This is a genomic window from Ruegeria sp. HKCCSA071 (genome assembly GCF_017872555.1).
GTDB lineage: Bacteria > Pseudomonadota > Alphaproteobacteria > Rhodobacterales > Rhodobacteraceae > Ruegeria.
Map to the genome: position 1 here is coordinate 1 of NZ_JAEDOX010000008.1, position 17,049 is coordinate 17,049.

At 55.7% G+C, this 17,049-nt stretch carries 14 protein-coding genes; 5 read left to right on the plus strand and 9 right to left on the minus strand.

What is annotated here, in order from left to right:
- Window positions 1-220 precede the first annotated feature (220 nt).
- From I9188_RS14345 to I9188_RS14360, 4 genes are read right to left on the minus strand one after another with little or no spacing between them, the layout of a single operon-like run.
- Entirely contained in the window at window positions 221-1,405 is a 1,185-nt protein-coding gene (locus I9188_RS14345; protein WP_209599645.1) for an acetyl-CoA C-acyltransferase, read from the minus strand.
- Window positions 1,402-3,522 carry a 3-hydroxyacyl-CoA dehydrogenase NAD-binding domain-containing protein gene (locus I9188_RS14350; RefSeq protein ID WP_209599646.1) on the minus strand — a complete coding sequence of 707 codons (2,121 nt, stop codon included), beginning with the start codon at window positions 3,520-3,522 and terminating at the stop codon, window positions 1,402-1,404. Before I9188_RS14350 ends, I9188_RS14345 begins: the two co-directional genes overlap by 4 nt.
- Window positions 3,523-3,533: 11 nt before the next feature.
- Complete coding sequence (locus I9188_RS14355) at window positions 3,534-4,220, minus strand: dimethylsulfonioproprionate lyase family protein (RefSeq protein WP_209599647.1); 687 nt, start codon at window positions 4,218-4,220, stop codon at window positions 3,534-3,536.
- Window positions 4,217-5,821 carry a fatty acid--CoA ligase gene (locus tag I9188_RS14360; protein ID WP_170575283.1) on the minus strand — a complete coding sequence of 535 codons (1,605 nt, stop codon included), beginning with the start codon at window positions 5,819-5,821 and terminating at the stop codon, window positions 4,217-4,219. Before I9188_RS14360 ends, I9188_RS14355 begins: the two co-directional genes overlap by 4 nt.
- A gap of 237 nt (window positions 5,822-6,058) precedes the next feature.
- On the opposite strand from I9188_RS14360, the gene I9188_RS14365 reads away from it, so the two are divergent.
- Window positions 6,059-6,982, plus strand: a complete 924-nt coding sequence (locus I9188_RS14365; RefSeq protein WP_170367318.1) for a LysR substrate-binding domain-containing protein — start codon at window positions 6,059-6,061, stop codon at window positions 6,980-6,982.
- A 33-nt stretch (window positions 6,983-7,015) separates the two neighbouring features.
- On the opposite strand, the gene I9188_RS14370 is transcribed toward I9188_RS14365, so the two are convergent.
- The 4 genes from I9188_RS14370 to I9188_RS14385 all read right to left on the minus strand — a co-directional run bounded on the left by I9188_RS14370 (window position 7,016) and on the right by I9188_RS14385 (window position 12,117).
- Window positions 7,016-8,074 carry a betaine/proline/choline family ABC transporter ATP-binding protein gene (locus tag I9188_RS14370; protein ID WP_058274115.1) on the minus strand — a complete coding sequence of 353 codons (1,059 nt, stop codon included), beginning with the start codon at window positions 8,072-8,074 and terminating at the stop codon, window positions 7,016-7,018.
- Between the two features lie 12 nt (window positions 8,075-8,086).
- Window positions 8,087-9,115: an ABC transporter permease subunit gene (locus I9188_RS14375; protein ID WP_170367317.1), complete on the minus strand. Its 1,029-nt coding sequence runs from the start codon at window positions 9,113-9,115 to the stop codon at window positions 8,087-8,089.
- Between the two features lie 67 nt (window positions 9,116-9,182).
- Window positions 9,183-10,154, minus strand: a complete 972-nt coding sequence (locus tag I9188_RS14380) for an ABC transporter substrate-binding protein (protein ID WP_209599648.1) — start codon at window positions 10,152-10,154, stop codon at window positions 9,183-9,185.
- Window positions 10,155-10,765: 611 nt separating this feature from the next.
- A protein-coding gene (locus I9188_RS14385; protein WP_152460659.1) for an IS3 family transposase occupies window positions 10,766-12,117 on the minus strand; the annotation gives its coding sequence in 2 pieces (ribosomal slippage) (window positions 10,766-11,781 and window positions 11,781-12,117; 1,353 coding nt in all).
- 121 nt (window positions 12,118-12,238) lie between these two features.
- On the opposite strand from I9188_RS14385, the gene I9188_RS14390 reads away from it, so the two are divergent.
- The 4 genes from I9188_RS14390 to I9188_RS14405 all read left to right on the plus strand — a co-directional run bounded on the left by I9188_RS14390 (window position 12,239) and on the right by I9188_RS14405 (window position 16,723).
- A complete protein-coding gene (locus I9188_RS14390; protein WP_152460066.1) occupies window positions 12,239-12,769 on the plus strand; it encodes a hypothetical protein in 531 nt (176 codons plus the stop codon).
- Between the two features lie 266 nt (window positions 12,770-13,035).
- A complete protein-coding gene (locus tag I9188_RS14395; protein WP_152460658.1) occupies window positions 13,036-14,430 on the plus strand; it encodes a hypothetical protein in 1,395 nt (464 codons plus the stop codon).
- A gap of 288 nt (window positions 14,431-14,718) precedes the next feature.
- Window positions 14,719-15,336 (plus strand): 5-formyltetrahydrofolate cyclo-ligase, encoded by a 618-nt coding sequence (locus I9188_RS14400; RefSeq protein ID WP_245223724.1) that lies wholly within the window; start codon window positions 14,719-14,721, stop codon window positions 15,334-15,336.
- A 127-nt stretch (window positions 15,337-15,463) separates the two neighbouring features.
- A complete protein-coding gene (locus I9188_RS14405) occupies window positions 15,464-16,723 on the plus strand; it encodes a hypothetical protein (protein ID WP_152460656.1) in 1,260 nt (419 codons plus the stop codon).
- A gap of 35 nt (window positions 16,724-16,758) precedes the next feature.
- On the opposite strand, the gene I9188_RS14410 is transcribed toward I9188_RS14405, so the two are convergent.
- Window positions 16,759-16,992 carry a hypothetical protein gene (locus tag I9188_RS14410; protein ID WP_209599649.1) on the minus strand — a complete coding sequence of 78 codons (234 nt, stop codon included), beginning with the start codon at window positions 16,990-16,992 and terminating at the stop codon, window positions 16,759-16,761.
- Between the last annotated feature and the right edge of the window lie 57 nt (window positions 16,993-17,049).

Sequence of the window (17,049 nt, forward strand, 5' to 3'; positions counted from 1 at the left end):
GCCTCTGGGCAAAGGACACGCAGCGCCGCCAGCCAATCATCGACAAACTGGCTGGAAACCGTGGAAAGGATCGTTGGCGTGACATTGGTCATAACGCCTCAGGAGGTATCACCAATTCCGGTCGATATGAAACGCAGGCTTGCAGATGGCGGCCTTCGCAGATGACAGAATGTCAATGTCTCAACCAGATAACGCTCTGCTTGAACTCATTTCAGTGGGGTCAGGCGACTTCGAACAACGCTGTGGCCCCCATGCCTCCGCCAACACACATGGAGGTCACCACGTATTTTACGCCACGACGCCTCCCCTCAAGCAGAGCGTGCCCGACTTGTCTCGCACCTGTCATGCCGTAGGGATGGCCAATCGATATCGCACCGCCGTTCGCGTTGTAGATTTCGGGATCGATCCCAAGGTGGTCGCGGCAATAGAGAACCTGGCAGGCAAAGGCTTCGTTAAGCTCCCAAAGGCCGATGTCTTCGATGCGAAGACCTGCATTCTTAAGCAGCTTTGGAATGGCATAGATTGGGCCGACCCCCATCTCTTCCGGTGCGTTTCCTGCAACAGCCATGCCGCGATAGATACCTAGCGGTGTGAGGCCCCGCTGCTCAGCCATTTTGCCTTCCATGAGCACACAAGCCGAGGCACCGTCAGAAAGCTGGCTTGCGTTTCCGGCAGTGATCACGCCTCCTTCGACAACCGGGTTCAGCTGGCCAAGTGTTTCGGCCGTCGTACCCGGCCTGTTGCCTTCGTCTTTTGACAAGGTCACTTCTTCCAGGGTTTCCTCTCCGGTTTCGCGATTCTTGACCCGCTTTATCGCAGTGATCGGGACAATCTCGTCATCAAAGGCGCCAGCAGCCTGAGCCCGGGCCGTCCGACCTTGGGAAAGTGCAGCATATTCATCCTGGGCGTCACGACTGATCCCATATGCCTGCGCCACATTTTCCGCCGTCATCAGCATCGGCATATAGGCATGTTCAGATTGGGCGATAACGTTTGGATCTTTCTCATCGCCCGCCCATTTCAGATAGGCATTCTGCAGGGCGGAAATATTTTCCTGCCCGCCCGCCACGGCAACGTTCTGACCATCCACAATGACCTGCTTTGCAGCCGTCGCAATGGCCATCAACCCGGAGGAACATTGCCTGTCGATCGTCTGTCCTGCCACCGTATTGGGAAGGCCCGCCGCCAGCGCCGACAAACGGGCGACATTCATGCCTGCTGTCCCCGCCGTAAGGACCGATCCGATGACGACATCTTCGATCGTACCGGGGTCCACGCCTGCACGTTCAACCGCGTGCTGAATGGCGTGCCCCATCATGGTAGGGGATTTGATGTTGTTCAGCGCACCTTTGAAGGCAACCCCGATCGGGGTTCGCGCGGTTGAGACGATAACGGCTTCTCTCATGATTTTTCCTTTTTGACATCAAAATGCGCGGCAAGTGTCGCGCCCGAAGTTGCGAGTTCTTCCAACAAAGGCGCAGGCGTGAACCACATCTCGCCATAGGCGCCAAGCGACTGCCGATAGTGGTTCATGCGTTCCAGAATCTGGCTCAATCCAATCTCGTCGGCGTAGTGCATCGGGCCGCCGCGCCAGTTTGGAAAGCCATAACCATTGACCCAGATCAGGTCGCAATCACCCGGGCGCGTTGCAATGCCCTCTTCAAGGATGAGAAAGCCCTCGTTGATTAAGGGATAGAGGGATCGCTCAAGGATTTCCTGATCGTCGATGTCCCGGGGCGTCACTCCATGTAAGTCTGCTAACTCGGCGCTGATTTGAACAACCTCGGGATCTTCAACTCGTGTCCGGCCGTCGTAGACATAGCTTCCTCGCCCGGTTTTCTGACCCAGTCGGCCCAACTCAAACAGTTTGTCCTGCACAGCCTGGTAAGTAGGGTCATGTGCGATTTCACTTCGCCGTTCCTGGCGTACGCGTGCGCCCACATCGACCCCGGCCAGATCTGCCATCGCGTGAATGCCCATGGCCATGCCGAAGTTCTCAAGGACGTCATCCACCTGTTTCGGCGTCGCCCCCTCAAGAAGCAGACGAGAACCTTCGCGGAAGTATGGCTCGAGCATCCGGTTTCCAACAAAGCCGTAGCACACGCCAACCGTGACAGGGAGCTTTCGGATCTTCTTTGCGACTGTGATTGCTGTTGCAATGACATCCGGAGCGGTCTTGGCGCCGCGCACCACCTCCAGCAAGCGCATGATATTGGCCGGGCTGAAGAAATGGAGACCAATCACATCCTCCGGGCGGGATGTGACCGCGGCGATTTCATCAAGATCCAACGTCGATGTGTTTGAGGCCAGTATCGCGCCGGGTTTGGCGTGCTGGCCCAACGCTTCGAAAATCTGGCGTTTGACATTCATGCTTTCAAACGCCGCTTCAATGATTAGGTCGGCCTCTGCGAGGTCGCCGTAGCTGAGCGTCCCGGTGGCGTTGGATGCGAAGGCCTCTGCCCGATCGGCACTGAGCCGCCCTTTTTGGGCCGCACGCTGGAAATGCTCCCGGACCTTTTCCAGCCCCTGTTCAAGCGCACTTTGCGTGGTTTCCAGAAACGTGACCCGATACCCCGCCTGAAGAAAGGCGATGGCAATGCCGCGCCCCATTGTTCCGGCACCGATCACTGCGACTGATGAAATGTCACGTGGTTGGTCAGCACGGGTAACGCCCGGAACCTTGGTGCATTCACGCTCTGCAAAGAACAGATGCCGCCCCGCGCGCGATTGAGGTGTGTCGAGCAGTTCAGCGAAACCCGCCTTCTCTTGTGCCAACCCCTCGGCCAGCGGCATTTCGCACGCGGTCTCGATGGACACCAAACATCGTTCAGGGGCGACAAGGTTTTTGGACGTGTGCGCTATCTGGTCTCGGAAACCCGTCAGATATCCCTTCGGATCAGGGTGTGTGACGGTCATATCCGCGCAACTGCGTTTCGGATCGCCCTCATGGCTGACACGGGTGGCAAAACCCAAAACATGCGCGCGAAAATCCTGGTTGTTCTCAAACAGTGCGTCGACCAGCCCGCAAGACAGGGCATATTCGCCTTTCACGGGATCACCCGAGAGGATCATTTGCGTTGCCGCTTCCAGCCCGGCAATCCGGGGTAGTCGCTGGGTGCCGCCGGCACCAGGCAGCAGCCCCAGTTTGATCTCAGGTAGGCCCATCACCGCATCCGGCGTGGCGACACGGTAATCACAGGCAAGCGCAATCTCCAGAGCGCCACCCATAGCGGGACCTGCTATCGCGGCGATAATAGGTTTCTTGCTGGTTTCAATCGTTACACACAGGTCTGGCAGGTCCGGCTTGTCCCAGACTGCCCCTGTACGAAACTCAGCGATGTCAGCGCCGCCGCAAAAGAGCGGCAGAGCCGAGCATAGAACGATAGCTTTGACCTGTTCATCGGCGTCCAACTCGTGGATGGCCGAAGAAAGCGCCTGCCGCATCTTCAGGCCAAGAGCGTTCACTGGCGGGGCATTCAGCTCAATGAAAGCGACACCCTCGGCGTGTTTAATGGAAATCATGTTTGGAAACCTCAATTGGACTGTTTGGCAAGATCTTGTTCGATCTCTGCCCAATCGTCGAAGTGGATTACATTGCAGGGTGAATTCACGTTCTCGAGCCAGACAAAGACGGAGATGAATGGCTGGTCATAGACCCGGGTGGCGTGGGGATCGCCCGCCGCGTTCCAGATGAGTGATCCAGCCGGATAATCCTGCCAGTCACGGCTGCCAAACCGCCAACCAGATTTCTCGGACAGGTTCAGGTACAGTTCTGGCGCGTCGTGGTTGTGGTCGCGATACAGCGTCCTTGGTCCCAGCATGAAAATGCCAAGGTTGAAATCGAGATGGTGATATCCACATGCATCCGGCCCGATCAGCAGAGTATGCAGGTTGCACCTTGTGTATCCCTCTCCCAAATCGGCACCGGGGGGATAGAATTGGGCGTTGTCTTCGCGCCAGATCAGATCATCCTTGGCCGCTTTCAGACAGCCTGCGATTTCCTGCAATTCCGGGGCTGCAATCCCGGCGACAGCGTTCTTCAGAACCTCATCATGCCGGGTTCCTTGGGGAGGTAAGTCAATGAGCTTCTCATCGGACAGGTCCATGGCTGCCAGCTTGTCCAACGTCAGATCAACGCCGCGCGTGGCAGCTCTGTGAGCCTGCAGATAGGTGACAATGGATTGAATAAGCGCCTGAATACGGCGTTGTTTGTCTGTCATGATTTTAAGTCCGAGCGCGTTGAAATATCTTGCCGCACGAGTTTCTTGTCGAGTTTGCCGACGCTGGTTTTAGGTAGGCGGTCGACAAAGATTAATTCGTCTGGAACTGCCCATTTTGAGATCTCGCCTGCGTCAACCCGCGACTGGATTTCTTCCATGACTCTCAAGCGCACAAGATCCGGGTCGGCATCCTTTGCGGCTTGAGCAACCAACACTGGCCTTTCGCCCCATTTCGCGTGCGGTAGCCCGATTGCTGCGACGTCCTCAATGCCGCTGCAAGACGATGCTATGTTTTCCAGTGCCAGTGAGGATATCCATTCGCCGCCGGTCTTAATCACATCCTTGAGGCGGTCAGTAATCTGCAACGATCCATTCTCGCGGATATACCCAACATCCCCGGTATGCAGATACCCACCGTCCCAAAGCTCATCCGAGGCATGCGCATTATCCAGATAGCTTTGTGTCAACCAGGGAGCCCGAGCAACCACTTCGCCGGTTGTTTCGCCGTCATGTGGGACGTCCTGCATATCCGGTGTCACAACACGAAGGTCGACAAGAGGGCCGGGAAAGCCGGTTTGCGCCTGCATCTCGGGGTCATTGCTGGACAAATCGGCCACCGTCAGAAACGGACAGGTTTCGGACATCCCATAGGCCGCATGCAAGGATATGCCTGCCGCCGCGGCGCGGTCCTGCAGGCCTCGCGGCAAAGCGGCCCCGCCAATGATCACTTTCCATCTGTCCAGGTCAATTTGTGGGCAGCCCGGATGGTCGAGCACCATTGACAGAACCGTGGGCACGCAGTGTGAAAAGGTGACGTTTTCGTCTGCAATCAATCGCAAGATTGTGTCAGGGTCATATCGACCGGGATAGACCTGACGCAGCCCCAGCATCGTTGCGGCATATGGAAATCCCCAGCCGTGGACGTGAAACAAGGGCGTCAGCGGCATGTAGACGTCGCCGCGATGAAATCCGGCATTCCCGGGCCATGCGCCGAAACCTGCGATCAAGCCCAATGTGTGAAGGACCAACTGCCGATGTGAATAGCTCACCCCTTTGGGATTGCCGGTGGTCCCGGTTGTATAAAACAAGGTTGCCGTTTGGTTTTCATCGAAGTCCGGGAAGTCAAAGCTGCCTGGGGCTTTGCCTATCCACTCTTCATATCCTTCTCCGTCTCCAATCGGCACGATGGTGATGTCCCGATCAAAGCCCGATTTGATACCCTCAATGAGCGGCATGAAATCGCGGTGCACGATGATCAGATCCGGTTGCCCATGGTTGATCGTGTAAAGAACCTGAGCAGGAGATAGTCGCACGTTGATCGTGAAAAGGGATGCACCCATCATCGGGATCGCGAAAAAACACTCAAGATAGCGGTGGGTATCCCAATCCATGACACCGACGCGCATACCCTCATGTATCTCGCTCGCCTTTAGAGAATTGGCAAGTTGGCGCACGCGTTTGCCCAAGTCCGCGTAGCTCAGTCGCATTTCGGTGCCGCTGACGATCTCTTGGCTGGCTGACGCGAGCTGGGATCCGGCCAGCAAGTGTTTAATCAGCAACGGATAGCCATATGCATTTGGCGAAGGTGAAAGTGGTGGCATGAAGGTGGAATCCCATAAATTCTCTATCTGCTAATCTGGCATTTCTCACCCAGTTGAAGAATTGAAAGAAATTTCCTTTCATCAAGAAATTCTAACCGATCACATCGCACCGCGAATTGCGTGCTACCCCCTGACAGGTTAAGAAAAAGAGTATCAATACCCTGCTTTATTCGCGCCCGTCGTCGGATAACTCTGCTTGAGGGTAAGCAGAATTGATTTCATCGAGGAGATGCAGCAATGACCACTCACATGCCCACGCTGGTTTCACTGCGCGCGTTTGAGGCGGTGGCGCGTCACAAGAGTTTCCGAAAGGCCGCTGACGAGATTTGTGTGACGCATGCGGCAGTCAGCCACCAGGTCAAAGCATTAGAAACAACAATCGGCGTTAAACTACTGGAACGCACAAGCCGTTCGGTCGAGCTAACACCGGCTGGCGAGCAATATTACCCGCCAATACGCGAACACATTCAGGGAATCATCAAAGCCACTCGGCGCATCCAGACACCTGAGGAACCGGACGTGTTGCTCGTTCAGTCCTACGCAAGTTTCAATACAATGTGGTTACAGCCCAGATTGGCAGACTTTCTTCAGGATAATCCGGACACACGCGTGCGCATCGTCTCTACCTTTGAAGACGGTGATTATGACATGCACCGGTTCGATGTGGGCGTGTTCAACGCGCCACCATTTGACAAACGGTTTGACTATAGCCCCTTGTTCGAAACGGATATCTACCCGGTATGTGCTCCGGAGGCCTTGAAAACCGCAAGCGGTGGAATGCCGCTGGAAGAGCTAAGAAATTTCCTGTTGCTAAGTGTCCCAAACACATGGAATGAGCCGGATGACTGGGACTGCTGGTTGGATGCGGCGGGCTTAGATCGCGAAACGATGAAATTTGGCTCTGTTTTCGACAATTACCCGCTGGTCCGTGAAGCTGTTCTAAAAAATCACGGTATCAGCGTCGCAAGAGCACCGTTTTGCACGCGTGACCTTGAAAGGGGGCGTCTGGTCAAACCGTTTGACATTTCAGTGCCCGAGCCAGGCAGCTGGTATCTGGCGACGCAAAAAGAACGTGCACCCAACCCAAAGCTCGATACGTTTGTTGACTGGCTGTTCGAACAGATCGAAGCCGACCCAACCATGCGGCTATTTCGGGCCTGATCTGATGAATTCCAGCTCTGCCGTCAGCGCGCGTCAGGACTGACGTGCGCCTGCTTCGGATGCGACGCGAGGGACGAGTGCGCGAACCAGTTCAGTCATATCCAGTGAGCCGACTGTCTTCTCCCCATCCTTGACAACATAGGCGTGTGACGTATCCCCGCCGGACCGCGCGATCATGCTTTCGAGCGTGTCATTCACGTCCACTTCGCCATGGGCATCTTCTGGCACTTGGCCACCGTCCAGCGGGGTCATGATCGAGCGGACCCGCAGAACCCGTGCTCGGTTGATGTCGCTCACGAAGTCTTCGATGTAAGGATCGTTGGGGTTCAACAGAATATGCTGCGGCTCGCCCTGCTGCACGACAAAGCCGTCTTTAAGGATCACAAGGTGATCGGCCAGCTTCAACGCCTCATCTAGATCGTGAGTGATGAAGATGATGGTCTTGTGCAGCTCTTTTTGCAGCTCGAGCAGCAGGTCCTGCATGTCGGTTCGGATCAGTGGGTCAAGAGCCGAGAAAGCCTCGTCCATCAGCATGATCGGTGTGTTCGCGGTCAGCGCCCGGGCAATGCCCACACGCTGTTGCATCCCACCGGACAATTGCGCTGGATAATGGTTCTCGAACCCGCTCAGACCCACGCGATCCAGCCACTTGGCGGCTTCACGGTCGCAAGTCGCCTCGTCCTCGCCGCGCACCGAGAGCGGCATGCCTGCGTTCTTCAGCACGGTTTTGTGCGGCAAAAGCGCGAACTTCTGGAACACCATCGACATCTTTTCCTGTCGAGCATGGCGCAACCCGTCCTCGGACAATTGCATCACGTCCTCACCCTGCACGATGATCTCGCCCGCAGTGGGTTCGATCAACCGGTTCAGGTGGCGGATCAGAGTAGATTTCCCAGAGCCGGACAGGCCCATGACCACTGTGATTTCCCCCGCCTGCATATCGACGTTGATGTTGTTGAGCCCCAACACGTGCCCGTGCTGCGCCAGCAATTCTTCCTTGCCCATGCCTCCTTTGGCATGCTGCAACACGTCCTTGTCGCGGGCGCCAAAGATTTTATAGAGCCCGGACAGGCGGACCATTGGTTGTGTCATTGAACCGGCTCCTTAATGTTTGACTTGGGTCTTATCGACCCGTGTGAGAGCTGCCTTGGACACGCGGTCAAGGATCACGGCCAGCAGAACAATGCCGATGCCCGCGACGATGCCCACACCCAGTTCAAGGTTTCGGATACCGCGCAACACGTTCACGCCAAGGCCAGGGGCCGAAACAAGAGAGGCGATCACGACCATGGCAAGGCTCATCATGATGGTCTGGTTGATTCCGGCCATGATATTGGGCAGCGCTAAAGGGAGTTGCACCCGCATCAGTTTCTGGCGGTCCTTCATGCCAAAGGCATTGGCCGCCTCGATCACATCCCTGTCGACAAGCCGGATGCCAAGGTCGGTCAAACGGATCACCGGCACAATCGCGTAAAGGATGATCGCAATCCCGTACAGTTTGGATTCCGTGACCGAGAACAAGAAAATCAGAGGGATCAGGTACACGAAGGTCGGCAGGGTCTGCAGCAGGTCGAGCAACGGAACGACGCCTTTTTGCAATCGGTCGGATTTCGACATGGCAATTCCAATGGGCACACCGAACAGCACCGAAATCGTCGTACACACAAAGACGATCGACAGGGTTTGCATCGCCACATCGTAGTGGTCTACGAGGGCCAGCATCATAATCGAGGCGGCCACGAAGATCGTCACAGGTCGCGAACGTGACGCGTACCAGGAAATCGCCACCAGAAGCGGTACCATGATGAACCATGGCGTCGCTTCAAACAGCCAAAGTGCGCCATCCAATATCCAGCTCAATGGCTGCGTGATCGGGTCCAGAACGGTTTTCAGGACCGGTTTGGCTGCCAGAAACCCTTCTTCGATCCCGTTGGTTACATCGCGCGACTGCCATATGCGGTTGCAGCTTTCGTGCAGATTATCAAACGAGGGAATTGGAATGAGCGGCTCAGAGGCCTCTTCTCCTACTGCTTGCGCCGCAAGATCCGCCAGCGAAAGAGGCGCTTTGTCATCGGACGTGCCACACCATTCGCTCAAACCCAATGCGCTGAATAACTTGTCATAGAAGGCCATTTATCCCACTTTCCGATCTACTTCAGTGCGTTAGGGGCATCGCTGAGGATGCCCCTGTCCATGCAGTTTACTGCAGCAAGGCGGAAAGTTTTTCGCGCGCAGCATCGTTAAGCCACGCCCCCCAGACATCCTTGTAGGTTGTTAGGAAATGCGCCGCGCCTTCATCGTAGGAGGCATTGTTGTCTTCAACCCATGCCAGCGTTTCGCCCATCTGTGCGTTGGTGAAGGACAGATTTGTCATCAGGTCAGACACTGCTGCGTTTTCGGCCATGAATTCTTTCGACAGAACTGTAACGACTTCACTGCGGGGGAAGGCGCTCATTTCTGGCGTCGCGCATTCCGCTGTGATGTTGCAGGCGTGCTTTTCAGGGTCATGGGGGCCCATATCGACCAGAGTCATTGGGTATTTGCCCAGTACCGATGTTGGTGCCCAATAAAAGCCGAACCATGGCTCTTTGTTTTCGTAGGCGGCAGCGATCGAAGCCGCAAGGGTTTCGCCTGATCCATGCACGAAGTTTTCAATGCCTGCATCAATCAGCCCGCCTGCCTTCATCAGGTTGGTGCTGACATTTAGACAGGTCCATCCCTCGGGGCAGTTGTGAAAGCGATTTCCGACGAGTTCGGGGTTGGCTGCGATGCCTTCAATTGTTGCCAGTTCCGGATGCTCTTCCACAAGGTAGTTCGGAACAAAGAACCCTTCGACACCGCCATCTGACAAAACTTCGGTCACAGGAATGATCGCACCTGAATCAACCAGCCCTTGGTAAGCCGGCGCGCCGTTTGTCCAGATTTCAGTCAGAATATCGGGCTCTCCGGTCTCGGATACGGATGCCAGCGCAGGGTTGCTCGAGAGCGGAACCGTGGTCACTTCGCAACCATAGCCTTGCTCCATCAGAAACTTCGAGACCGCGGTCACAATTTGCGCTGACCCCCAATCGGCCTGCATCAGTGATACTTCACCGCATTCGTTTGCCTGGGCCGCCGAAGCGGTGATTGCCGCAGCAAATACGCACCCGAGACCCGCTGAAATCTTGAACATTTCTTTCCTCCTTGTCATCGGCGAAACAGGGGCAGAGTAACGATCCAAGCCAAAATTCGCCTTGTTTGTAGTGATGATTTGTACCGACAGGCCTAATAGCAAAAAACTGAAAAGAATTTTGGATCATGTACAATTGTTTACAGGTGGAGAGTTGAAGCCAGGCTTGAATTTAGTGACCTCCGTTCCAACGAAAGCTTCTTAGATGTAAATCCATAGGTGGCTTATGCGTGTGTATTATTGCCTCTTCTCAGGAGTCGGCAGGAGGAGTGATCAAACCCGGGGACGTCCGTTCTGGGCTCGAAGCGGCCATTCTCCGCAGCTTGCATGTTTGGCAGGTCCAGCCCGAAGCAGGCATTCACAGTCAAGCTTTTCAGTTTTGCACCAAACCGTTCACTAGGACATGCGCGACGTTCAGGAAATCATGTTGCCTTTTCCAAGCAGCGTAATTTGCGTTACCAATAGACATGAATGGAGACCGCAGACTTTCCGCAGTACTCTCGGCAGATGTAGTAAACTACTCAGGCCAGATTAAGGCAGTGTCCGTCGTCAGGGATTTTGGGACAGATGGCGACCTGAGCTTAGAGAGGATCTGGCGCATCTGGTTGGATTGATTATGCGGCGGATTTGCGGTGAAGCAAGCGCCTGGTTTCGATTGTCTTTTGTTTGATCCTTTCTCGTTGTTTTAGAATGGTCTGCCCGCGTCCGAAGTAGACATCAGCGGGCGTGAGGTTCTGTAAGCTTTCGTGGTAGCGCCGGTGATTGTAGTGATCGACGAAAGCATTGATCTGCTGCTGAAGGTCACCGGGCAGATAGTAGTTTTCCAATAAGATGTGGTTCTTGAGAGTCTGGTGCCAGCGCTCGATCTTTCCCTGAGTTTGCGGATGGTATGGCGCCCCGCGAACATGATCCATTTTCTGATCTTCCAGCCATTCGGCAAGCTCACCAGAGATGTAGCTGGACCCGTTGTCGCTGAGCAGGCGTGGTTTGTGCAGCACCGTTGCCTGATCACAGCCTGAGGCGTGCAAGGCGAGGTCCAGTGTGTCGGTCACATCCTCGGCCTTCATCGTCGTACAAAGTTTCCAGGCGATGATGTATCGGCTGTAGTCGTCCAGGATCGTGCTGAGATAGAACCAGCCCCAGCCGATCACCTTCAGATAGGTAAAGTCGGTCTGCCAAAGCTGGTTTGGCCGAGTGGTTTTGTCGTGGAACTCGTCGGCCGCCGATAGAACCACATAGGCCGGGCTGGTGATCAGGTCGTAGGATTTGAGGATGCGATAGACCGAAGCCTCTGAGACAAAGTACTTTTCTGTGTCGGTGAACTGCACGGCCAACTCACGCGGCGACAGATCGCTTTCCTTCAAAGCCAGGTCCTTGATCTTCTCACGCATCGGCTGCGGAATGCGGTTCCAGACCCGTGAGGGCTTGGGACTGCGATCCTCAAGCGCCTCAGGACCACCCGACAGATACAGGCCATACCAGCGATAGAAGGTGGTCTTCGGGATGCCCAGCTTTTCCAAAGTGCGCTTGGTCGGCAGATGCGAGCCTTCGACCAGACGGATGATCTCCAGCTTTTCAGATGCAGGGTATCTCATTCGCCGTCGTCCCCATCCGCAATCATGCTTTTTTTGAGCAGGCGCAATTCCAGGGCCTGTTCGGCAACCACCTCCTTCAGATCACGGGCTTCCCGTCTCAGATCCTTCACTTCGGTGGAAGTTGCCGCGCGGGCCGTGTCGCCTGCCAGACGTTTCTTGCCGGCTTCCAGGAATTCCTTGGACCAGCTGTAATAAAGGCTCTGCGCGATGCCCTCACGACGGCACAGCTCTGCAATGCGGTCCTCACCTTTTAGGCCGTCCAGCACGATCCTGATCTTCTCTTCTGCGGAGTACTGTTTGCGGGTCGCACGGCGAATGTCTTTTACGACCTTCTCACCGTGGCTCTGCTTGGTTCCGGGTTTCTTTCTCATCTCCACTCCTTGGCGGTTACGATGAGCCAGAAACCCTCTCTTATCAAATCGACCTAAACTGTCCCATTGGCGCTGACGTCAGACAAGTTTTTTTGATGTTCTTTGCGAAGGAGGTTTTTTTGTGGGAGACAACCCATTTCTGCTCATAGGAAAGCAAATTTTTTCCATCTTCGGCGCTGCTCTTGACTCAATATCTGAGCTTCAGGAATTCCGCGATAAACAAGACCATCGGGCACACTATCGTGAAGTCCAATCCTTGCTTCGAAAGGTAAACTATACCTCTGGTATGAGGGGAGACCTCAGCTATAATCTTGATAGATTGCTTCAAGAAGAAGACCAGAGGCGAGATGTTGATTTTGCAGCGTCCTTGTGTGGTCGCTTACTTGAAGACACAATCGAGACGCTGTCCATCGTGCAAAGCACAGCACGGTCTGAAAAAATACTGAGCGTTGCCCCTAAGCTTGGTACCCAGATCGCAAACCTCGCTCAAGAAGCTGAAGCCGCCTATAAACTTCTAAAGGATGCCCCTAATCAGCGCGAAGTGTACCTCCGCCACGCCCCTGTGTTCCGACAAATACCAGAAATGTTCGATAATCTTGCTCGCGAGCTCGCAAACGTTCTAAGGGAAATGGGCGAAGACAAAATATACTAGGCATCCCAGGCACCGGCCAAAACCCATACGTTTCTGTCACGGGCAAAAACGACCGTTTTGACGCTTTAGGTGTGTGAGGCCTTGGACTGGGAGGTCGGAGGAGCGCACTCGAATAAATATCCAGACAAGTTCACCGCCCTTCCCTGTGCCAGAACCCATCGCTCAACCGATGGCGGTCGTGTTGACTCACCGGACCGGGACCGTCTCGGCTTGCGTGGCGGGGCGATCAGCGTGACACTCGGACCGTGTCTGGTTAGAGATGTGTTATGGTTCTGAAACACGCCCTCATCACGCTGGCCTTGGTGGCGCTTCCGACGGGGGCGGCGGCGCAGCAGCAACGCGCCTTTTGCACCGCGCTCGAAGCGGCGGACTCGCAGGCGCCCTTCGACACGGTTGCCGGGCTTCTGGACGGGGACTCCGAGCTGGCCACGCTGATGCTGACGGCTCGCGTCTGCCATGACCTCGACACGCTCGCCGGCGCGCGCGCCGATGCCCGGAGCGCGGAGCTTCTCAAGTATGTCTTTCGGGAAAGCGACCGACTCAACCTCTTCGCCACGCTCCAGATTCTGGACAACTTCTTCTACGGCTACGCTCCGGCCGCGTTCGTTGACCACGCGGTGCTACGAGACGCGCTGACCCGAAACTCGAGAGAAACCCTGATCCAATTTCGTAAGAACATGAGCCCCGAGGTGGTCGAGAAGGTCGCTGCCGTCTGCGAACTGACCTACGGCACGCTTCTGACTGGGATCATCGCGACGGAGAACAATGACGACAAAAAGTTGATTACCGCCTACGACCGGTTCAAAGCCTTGTTCCGCGCTGCCGAGCCCGTCGACGGATACCTGCCGGACGAGCTCGCCAAGCGGGTCGCGGCCTACGACTTCGCGCTGCGGCGCTTCACGCCGGAATATTTCGACCGCGAGATCGACGAGATGTCCTACATGGGTTCGATCCGGAAAGAATGCGACACGACCAGACAGCGCGACAGGTTCGTCGACGAATACATCCCGTCCCGCACCGTCAAGCTGCAATGCCGCCGGTTCGGCGAGCTTCTGAGCAGCGTTACCTTCCTGACCCGTCACTACTGGCTGAGTGAGAGTGGCGCGCGCTACGGCGGGATCGGTTCGGCCGAACGCGGGCGGGACGGCTACGGTGCCGAAAAGATCCCAAACCCGCCGATCTCTGACGCCAGCTGCAAGACCAGCTGGTCCGAGCATTCCGCGGACCTCTCGCGCGTTACACTGGGGTGCCATGTCGCCGTTCCGATGGTCAACACAAGCGAAGCTGAGATCGAGCGGCTGATGGTCGATTTCGGACGCGATGTGACCAAGTGCCTCTCCGACCACCGCGCGCGTCTTGCGGTTCCGGGTCAGAAACCCTTCGTCGAGATTGGCAATGCTTGGAACCTCGCTGAGTTCGCCGCCGGCTACGGGTCCGGCCTGACCACGGTCACGGCCAAGGGGATTGAGCACGACCGGACCGGCGACACGCCCTCGGCGAAGCATTGGCAATCCTGGGGCAAGGGCGTCGACCGGAGCCGTGCGTTGCAGGTGTCGTTCCAGTATGCCGACGAATACGCGTTGGGGTTTCTGAGATTCGGCTTCGTCTTTCTGGAAAAGACCACGTCGCTCGGGCCGAATGGCTTGCCGCCGAGCCCCTAGCACCCGCGCCGCATCACGCCTCACCTGATTCGAGGTCTATGTTTTGCCTTCATTCAGTTCCCACCCGGTCGGCCCGCGCGGCGCCAGCCATGATGTAATCCACGGCCTTCTGCGCCTCGGACGCGGCGCGGAGGATCGCGCGGCTGTCTACCTTTAAAGCGTTCCGCCGAAAACCTGAATCGCAGGGATTCCCATCTTGCTGATTTTGTGTAATCCATCACGCACCGGTTTTTCACCCGCAAAGAAAGAAGCATGGCGCAAGACGACAGAGGTGGTTCAAGTCCTTGCATGGCTCACATGTTGGTGAACGGGCAACTGGTTGACCCCGATACCCTGCGAGATGTCGCTCGATTCCGGAGAGGCGAACGTGTTCGATTGCTGGATGCGCGGCGGCATGTATCCACATCGGAACGGGCCGTCATGACGCAAACGCTTTCTAGGGCGCTTGATACACTTATCGCACCACAGAAAGGCATGAAGATTGCCGTATACTGGCCAATTCGCGGCGAACCGGATTTACGTGACTGGATGGCCCGCGTCCAGGCCGCAGGCGCAACTGTTCTATTGCCAGTGGTCCTAGAAAAAAACGCACCGCTGGTTTTCCGACCTTGGTTTCCGGGATGTAAGATGGTTCGTGGCATATGGAATATTCCGGTTCCTACGAACGGACCAGATTTGATCCCGGACGTTGTAGTCACGCCATTGCTGGGGGTTGACGATGCCTGCTTTCGCCTTGGCAACGGCGGTGGTTACTATGACCGTACACTAGCTCAGTTTGATCTCTTACCACGAGTGGTAGGGGTCGGGTTTGCCGACTGTCGCATTCCGACAATATTCCCGATGCCTTGGGATATCCCCATGGAGGACGTCATCCTCACTGATGGATCGGTTCAACATCGGCTCTGAAGCCACTCGAAAAACCTTCTGGCAAGAGCATTTAACAGGGGATCCCTCTGTAGCTGCAACAATTCGATAGCACTTCCCTCCAATCAGCTCCAATCAACACAAGACCCCAAAAAAACTGACTACTGCGATGATCAGCTATCCTTTCAAAGGCCCCCTGATGAATGCGTACTGCGCGGACCTCGGCGCAGCGCGGCCCAACATTCAACCGAAGCATGTTCCTTTTCTTGCTCGCAACAGCAGCCTTACAGAAACGCAAGCTCGCGAAGCCGACCGACTCCGCAAAATGAAAGATCGTATTCCCGATACCGAGGCAGTCTCCCTTGGTAGTAAGAAGATGCGGGCTTTCTTTACACAGCTCCTGGATCATTGGGCCGATCGGGCCGACCGAAAAGAAGCAAAAAGATTCAACCTCGCCGACCTTGATGCCTCTCTCAATACCTTCCAAGAGAAGTACGCTTTGTCCTTCGACGAGTTCGCAAAATGGTGCGGCGGACCAACTTCACTTCTTTTGGGTATGGAAGTCAGCCGTTCTGGTACATCGGCTCCAGGCTCGAACACGTCGCGAGCTTTATTTGCCTCGTTCATCGAAGCTTTTTCTGAGCCGGAGCGGAACGGCATCGCTTTGGAACAAGGCAAGATCCCCGAAAAGGATCTGATAAAGACTTGCCTGAAAGGATTGCCCGAAGGAACAGCTCTGCAAAGGTATGTGGAACGCGAAACAAGCCTCGATGCGGAACGATTGGGGCGATTGGCGTTTCAGACCGGTATGATGTGGCAACTGGCACTCGTTTCGGCGGCAGCGGCCGCGCCTGGCGAGGAGGACAACCCAATTCTGAACCCGACACCTCAGCCGACTGAAAATGGCGGGCAGAGATGGTCGAGTGGGCCCGCCTGGATCGCCGCCGTCGCTGAATTTGAGCGAGTTCACCATGGTGCTCCGCGAACGGGCAGTCGAGGCCCGACCAGCGTTGCCCGCCAGATCCACAACCTTTTGGCAAAACACCCGGACCGCGCCAATGGAAGCGAATATGATGTTCGAAAGTTGAACGGGATTCTGTCGGGCCAGAAGCCGCTTACATTCAAAGCAGTTGAAGACATTTGCCGAACGATCGAAGTCGCGAAGGATTCACGACCAGATGGGACATTGCAGAGTGCATTGTCAGACGATGAGGATGTGCCGTGGGAAAATGAGCTTCTTCGGCTGCGAATCTACGGACACATCGCTGGGTTCATGAGTTACATTGAGCGTGTGTGGGAATACGCAAGTTGCAAGCTCAACAATCTGACAATGCTTCAAGACTTGCACGATGTTTGGCAGGATTGGCCGCTGATCTACGATAGCGCATTGGACAACCATAGGAAGCGCCTTGCCGAATTTGGCCTCTGATCCCAATTCAGCAAGGCTGTGCTCAAGTCATAGCATCAGGGCTGACGTGCCGGTTGCTTCGGGCGGCCGTGGGCAACCGTTTTTCGGGCGCGGTCTACAAATCCACTGTCGGACGTCTTGCTCTGTTCGATGCGCCGGACAGCTTCCGTTGTCATCGGCACCCGCGGGGCTTTCCCGGACTTGGGAGATTTGTTGTCGCGGTTCTTTCCGGACTTCATGCCATGTTTCTTCGAGGGCAGACCAGCGAGGTTTTTCGTTTTGGCGTTCATGATTTGCTCCATTATTGAGTGTTAGAACACCAGTTTTCTCCCACAATCCCACCAAAA

Bases quoted from the DNA above. Each gene is read 5' to 3' on its own strand.
- I9188_RS14345 (WP_209599645.1), bottom strand. From the start codon at position 1,405: ATGAGAGAAGCCGTTATCGTCTCAACCGCGCGAACCCCGATCGGGGTT.
- I9188_RS14350 (WP_209599646.1), bottom strand. From the start codon at position 3,522: ATGATTTCCATTAAACACGCCGAGGGTGTCGCTTTCATTGAGCTGAAT.
- I9188_RS14355 (WP_209599647.1), bottom strand. From the start codon at position 4,220: ATGACAGACAAACAACGCCGTATTCAGGCGCTTATTCAATCCATTGTC.
- I9188_RS14360 (WP_170575283.1), bottom strand. From the start codon at position 5,821: ATGCCACCACTTTCACCTTCGCCAAATGCATATGGCTATCCGTTGCTG.
- I9188_RS14365 (WP_170367318.1), top strand. From the start codon at position 6,059: ATGACCACTCACATGCCCACGCTGGTTTCACTGCGCGCGTTTGAGGCG.
- I9188_RS14370 (WP_058274115.1), bottom strand. From the start codon at position 8,074: ATGACACAACCAATGGTCCGCCTGTCCGGGCTCTATAAAATCTTTGGC.
- I9188_RS14375 (WP_170367317.1), bottom strand. From the start codon at position 9,115: ATGGCCTTCTATGACAAGTTATTCAGCGCATTGGGTTTGAGCGAATGG.
- I9188_RS14380 (WP_209599648.1), bottom strand. From the start codon at position 10,154: ATGTTCAAGATTTCAGCGGGTCTCGGGTGCGTATTTGCTGCGGCAATC.
- I9188_RS14395 (WP_152460658.1), top strand. From the start codon at position 13,036: ATGGTTCTGAAACACGCCCTCATCACGCTGGCCTTGGTGGCGCTTCCG.
- I9188_RS14400 (WP_245223724.1), top strand. From the start codon at position 14,719: ATGGCTCACATGTTGGTGAACGGGCAACTGGTTGACCCCGATACCCTG.
- I9188_RS14405 (WP_152460656.1), top strand. From the start codon at position 15,464: ATGATCAGCTATCCTTTCAAAGGCCCCCTGATGAATGCGTACTGCGCG.
- I9188_RS14410 (WP_209599649.1), bottom strand. From the start codon at position 16,992: ATGAACGCCAAAACGAAAAACCTCGCTGGTCTGCCCTCGAAGAAACAT.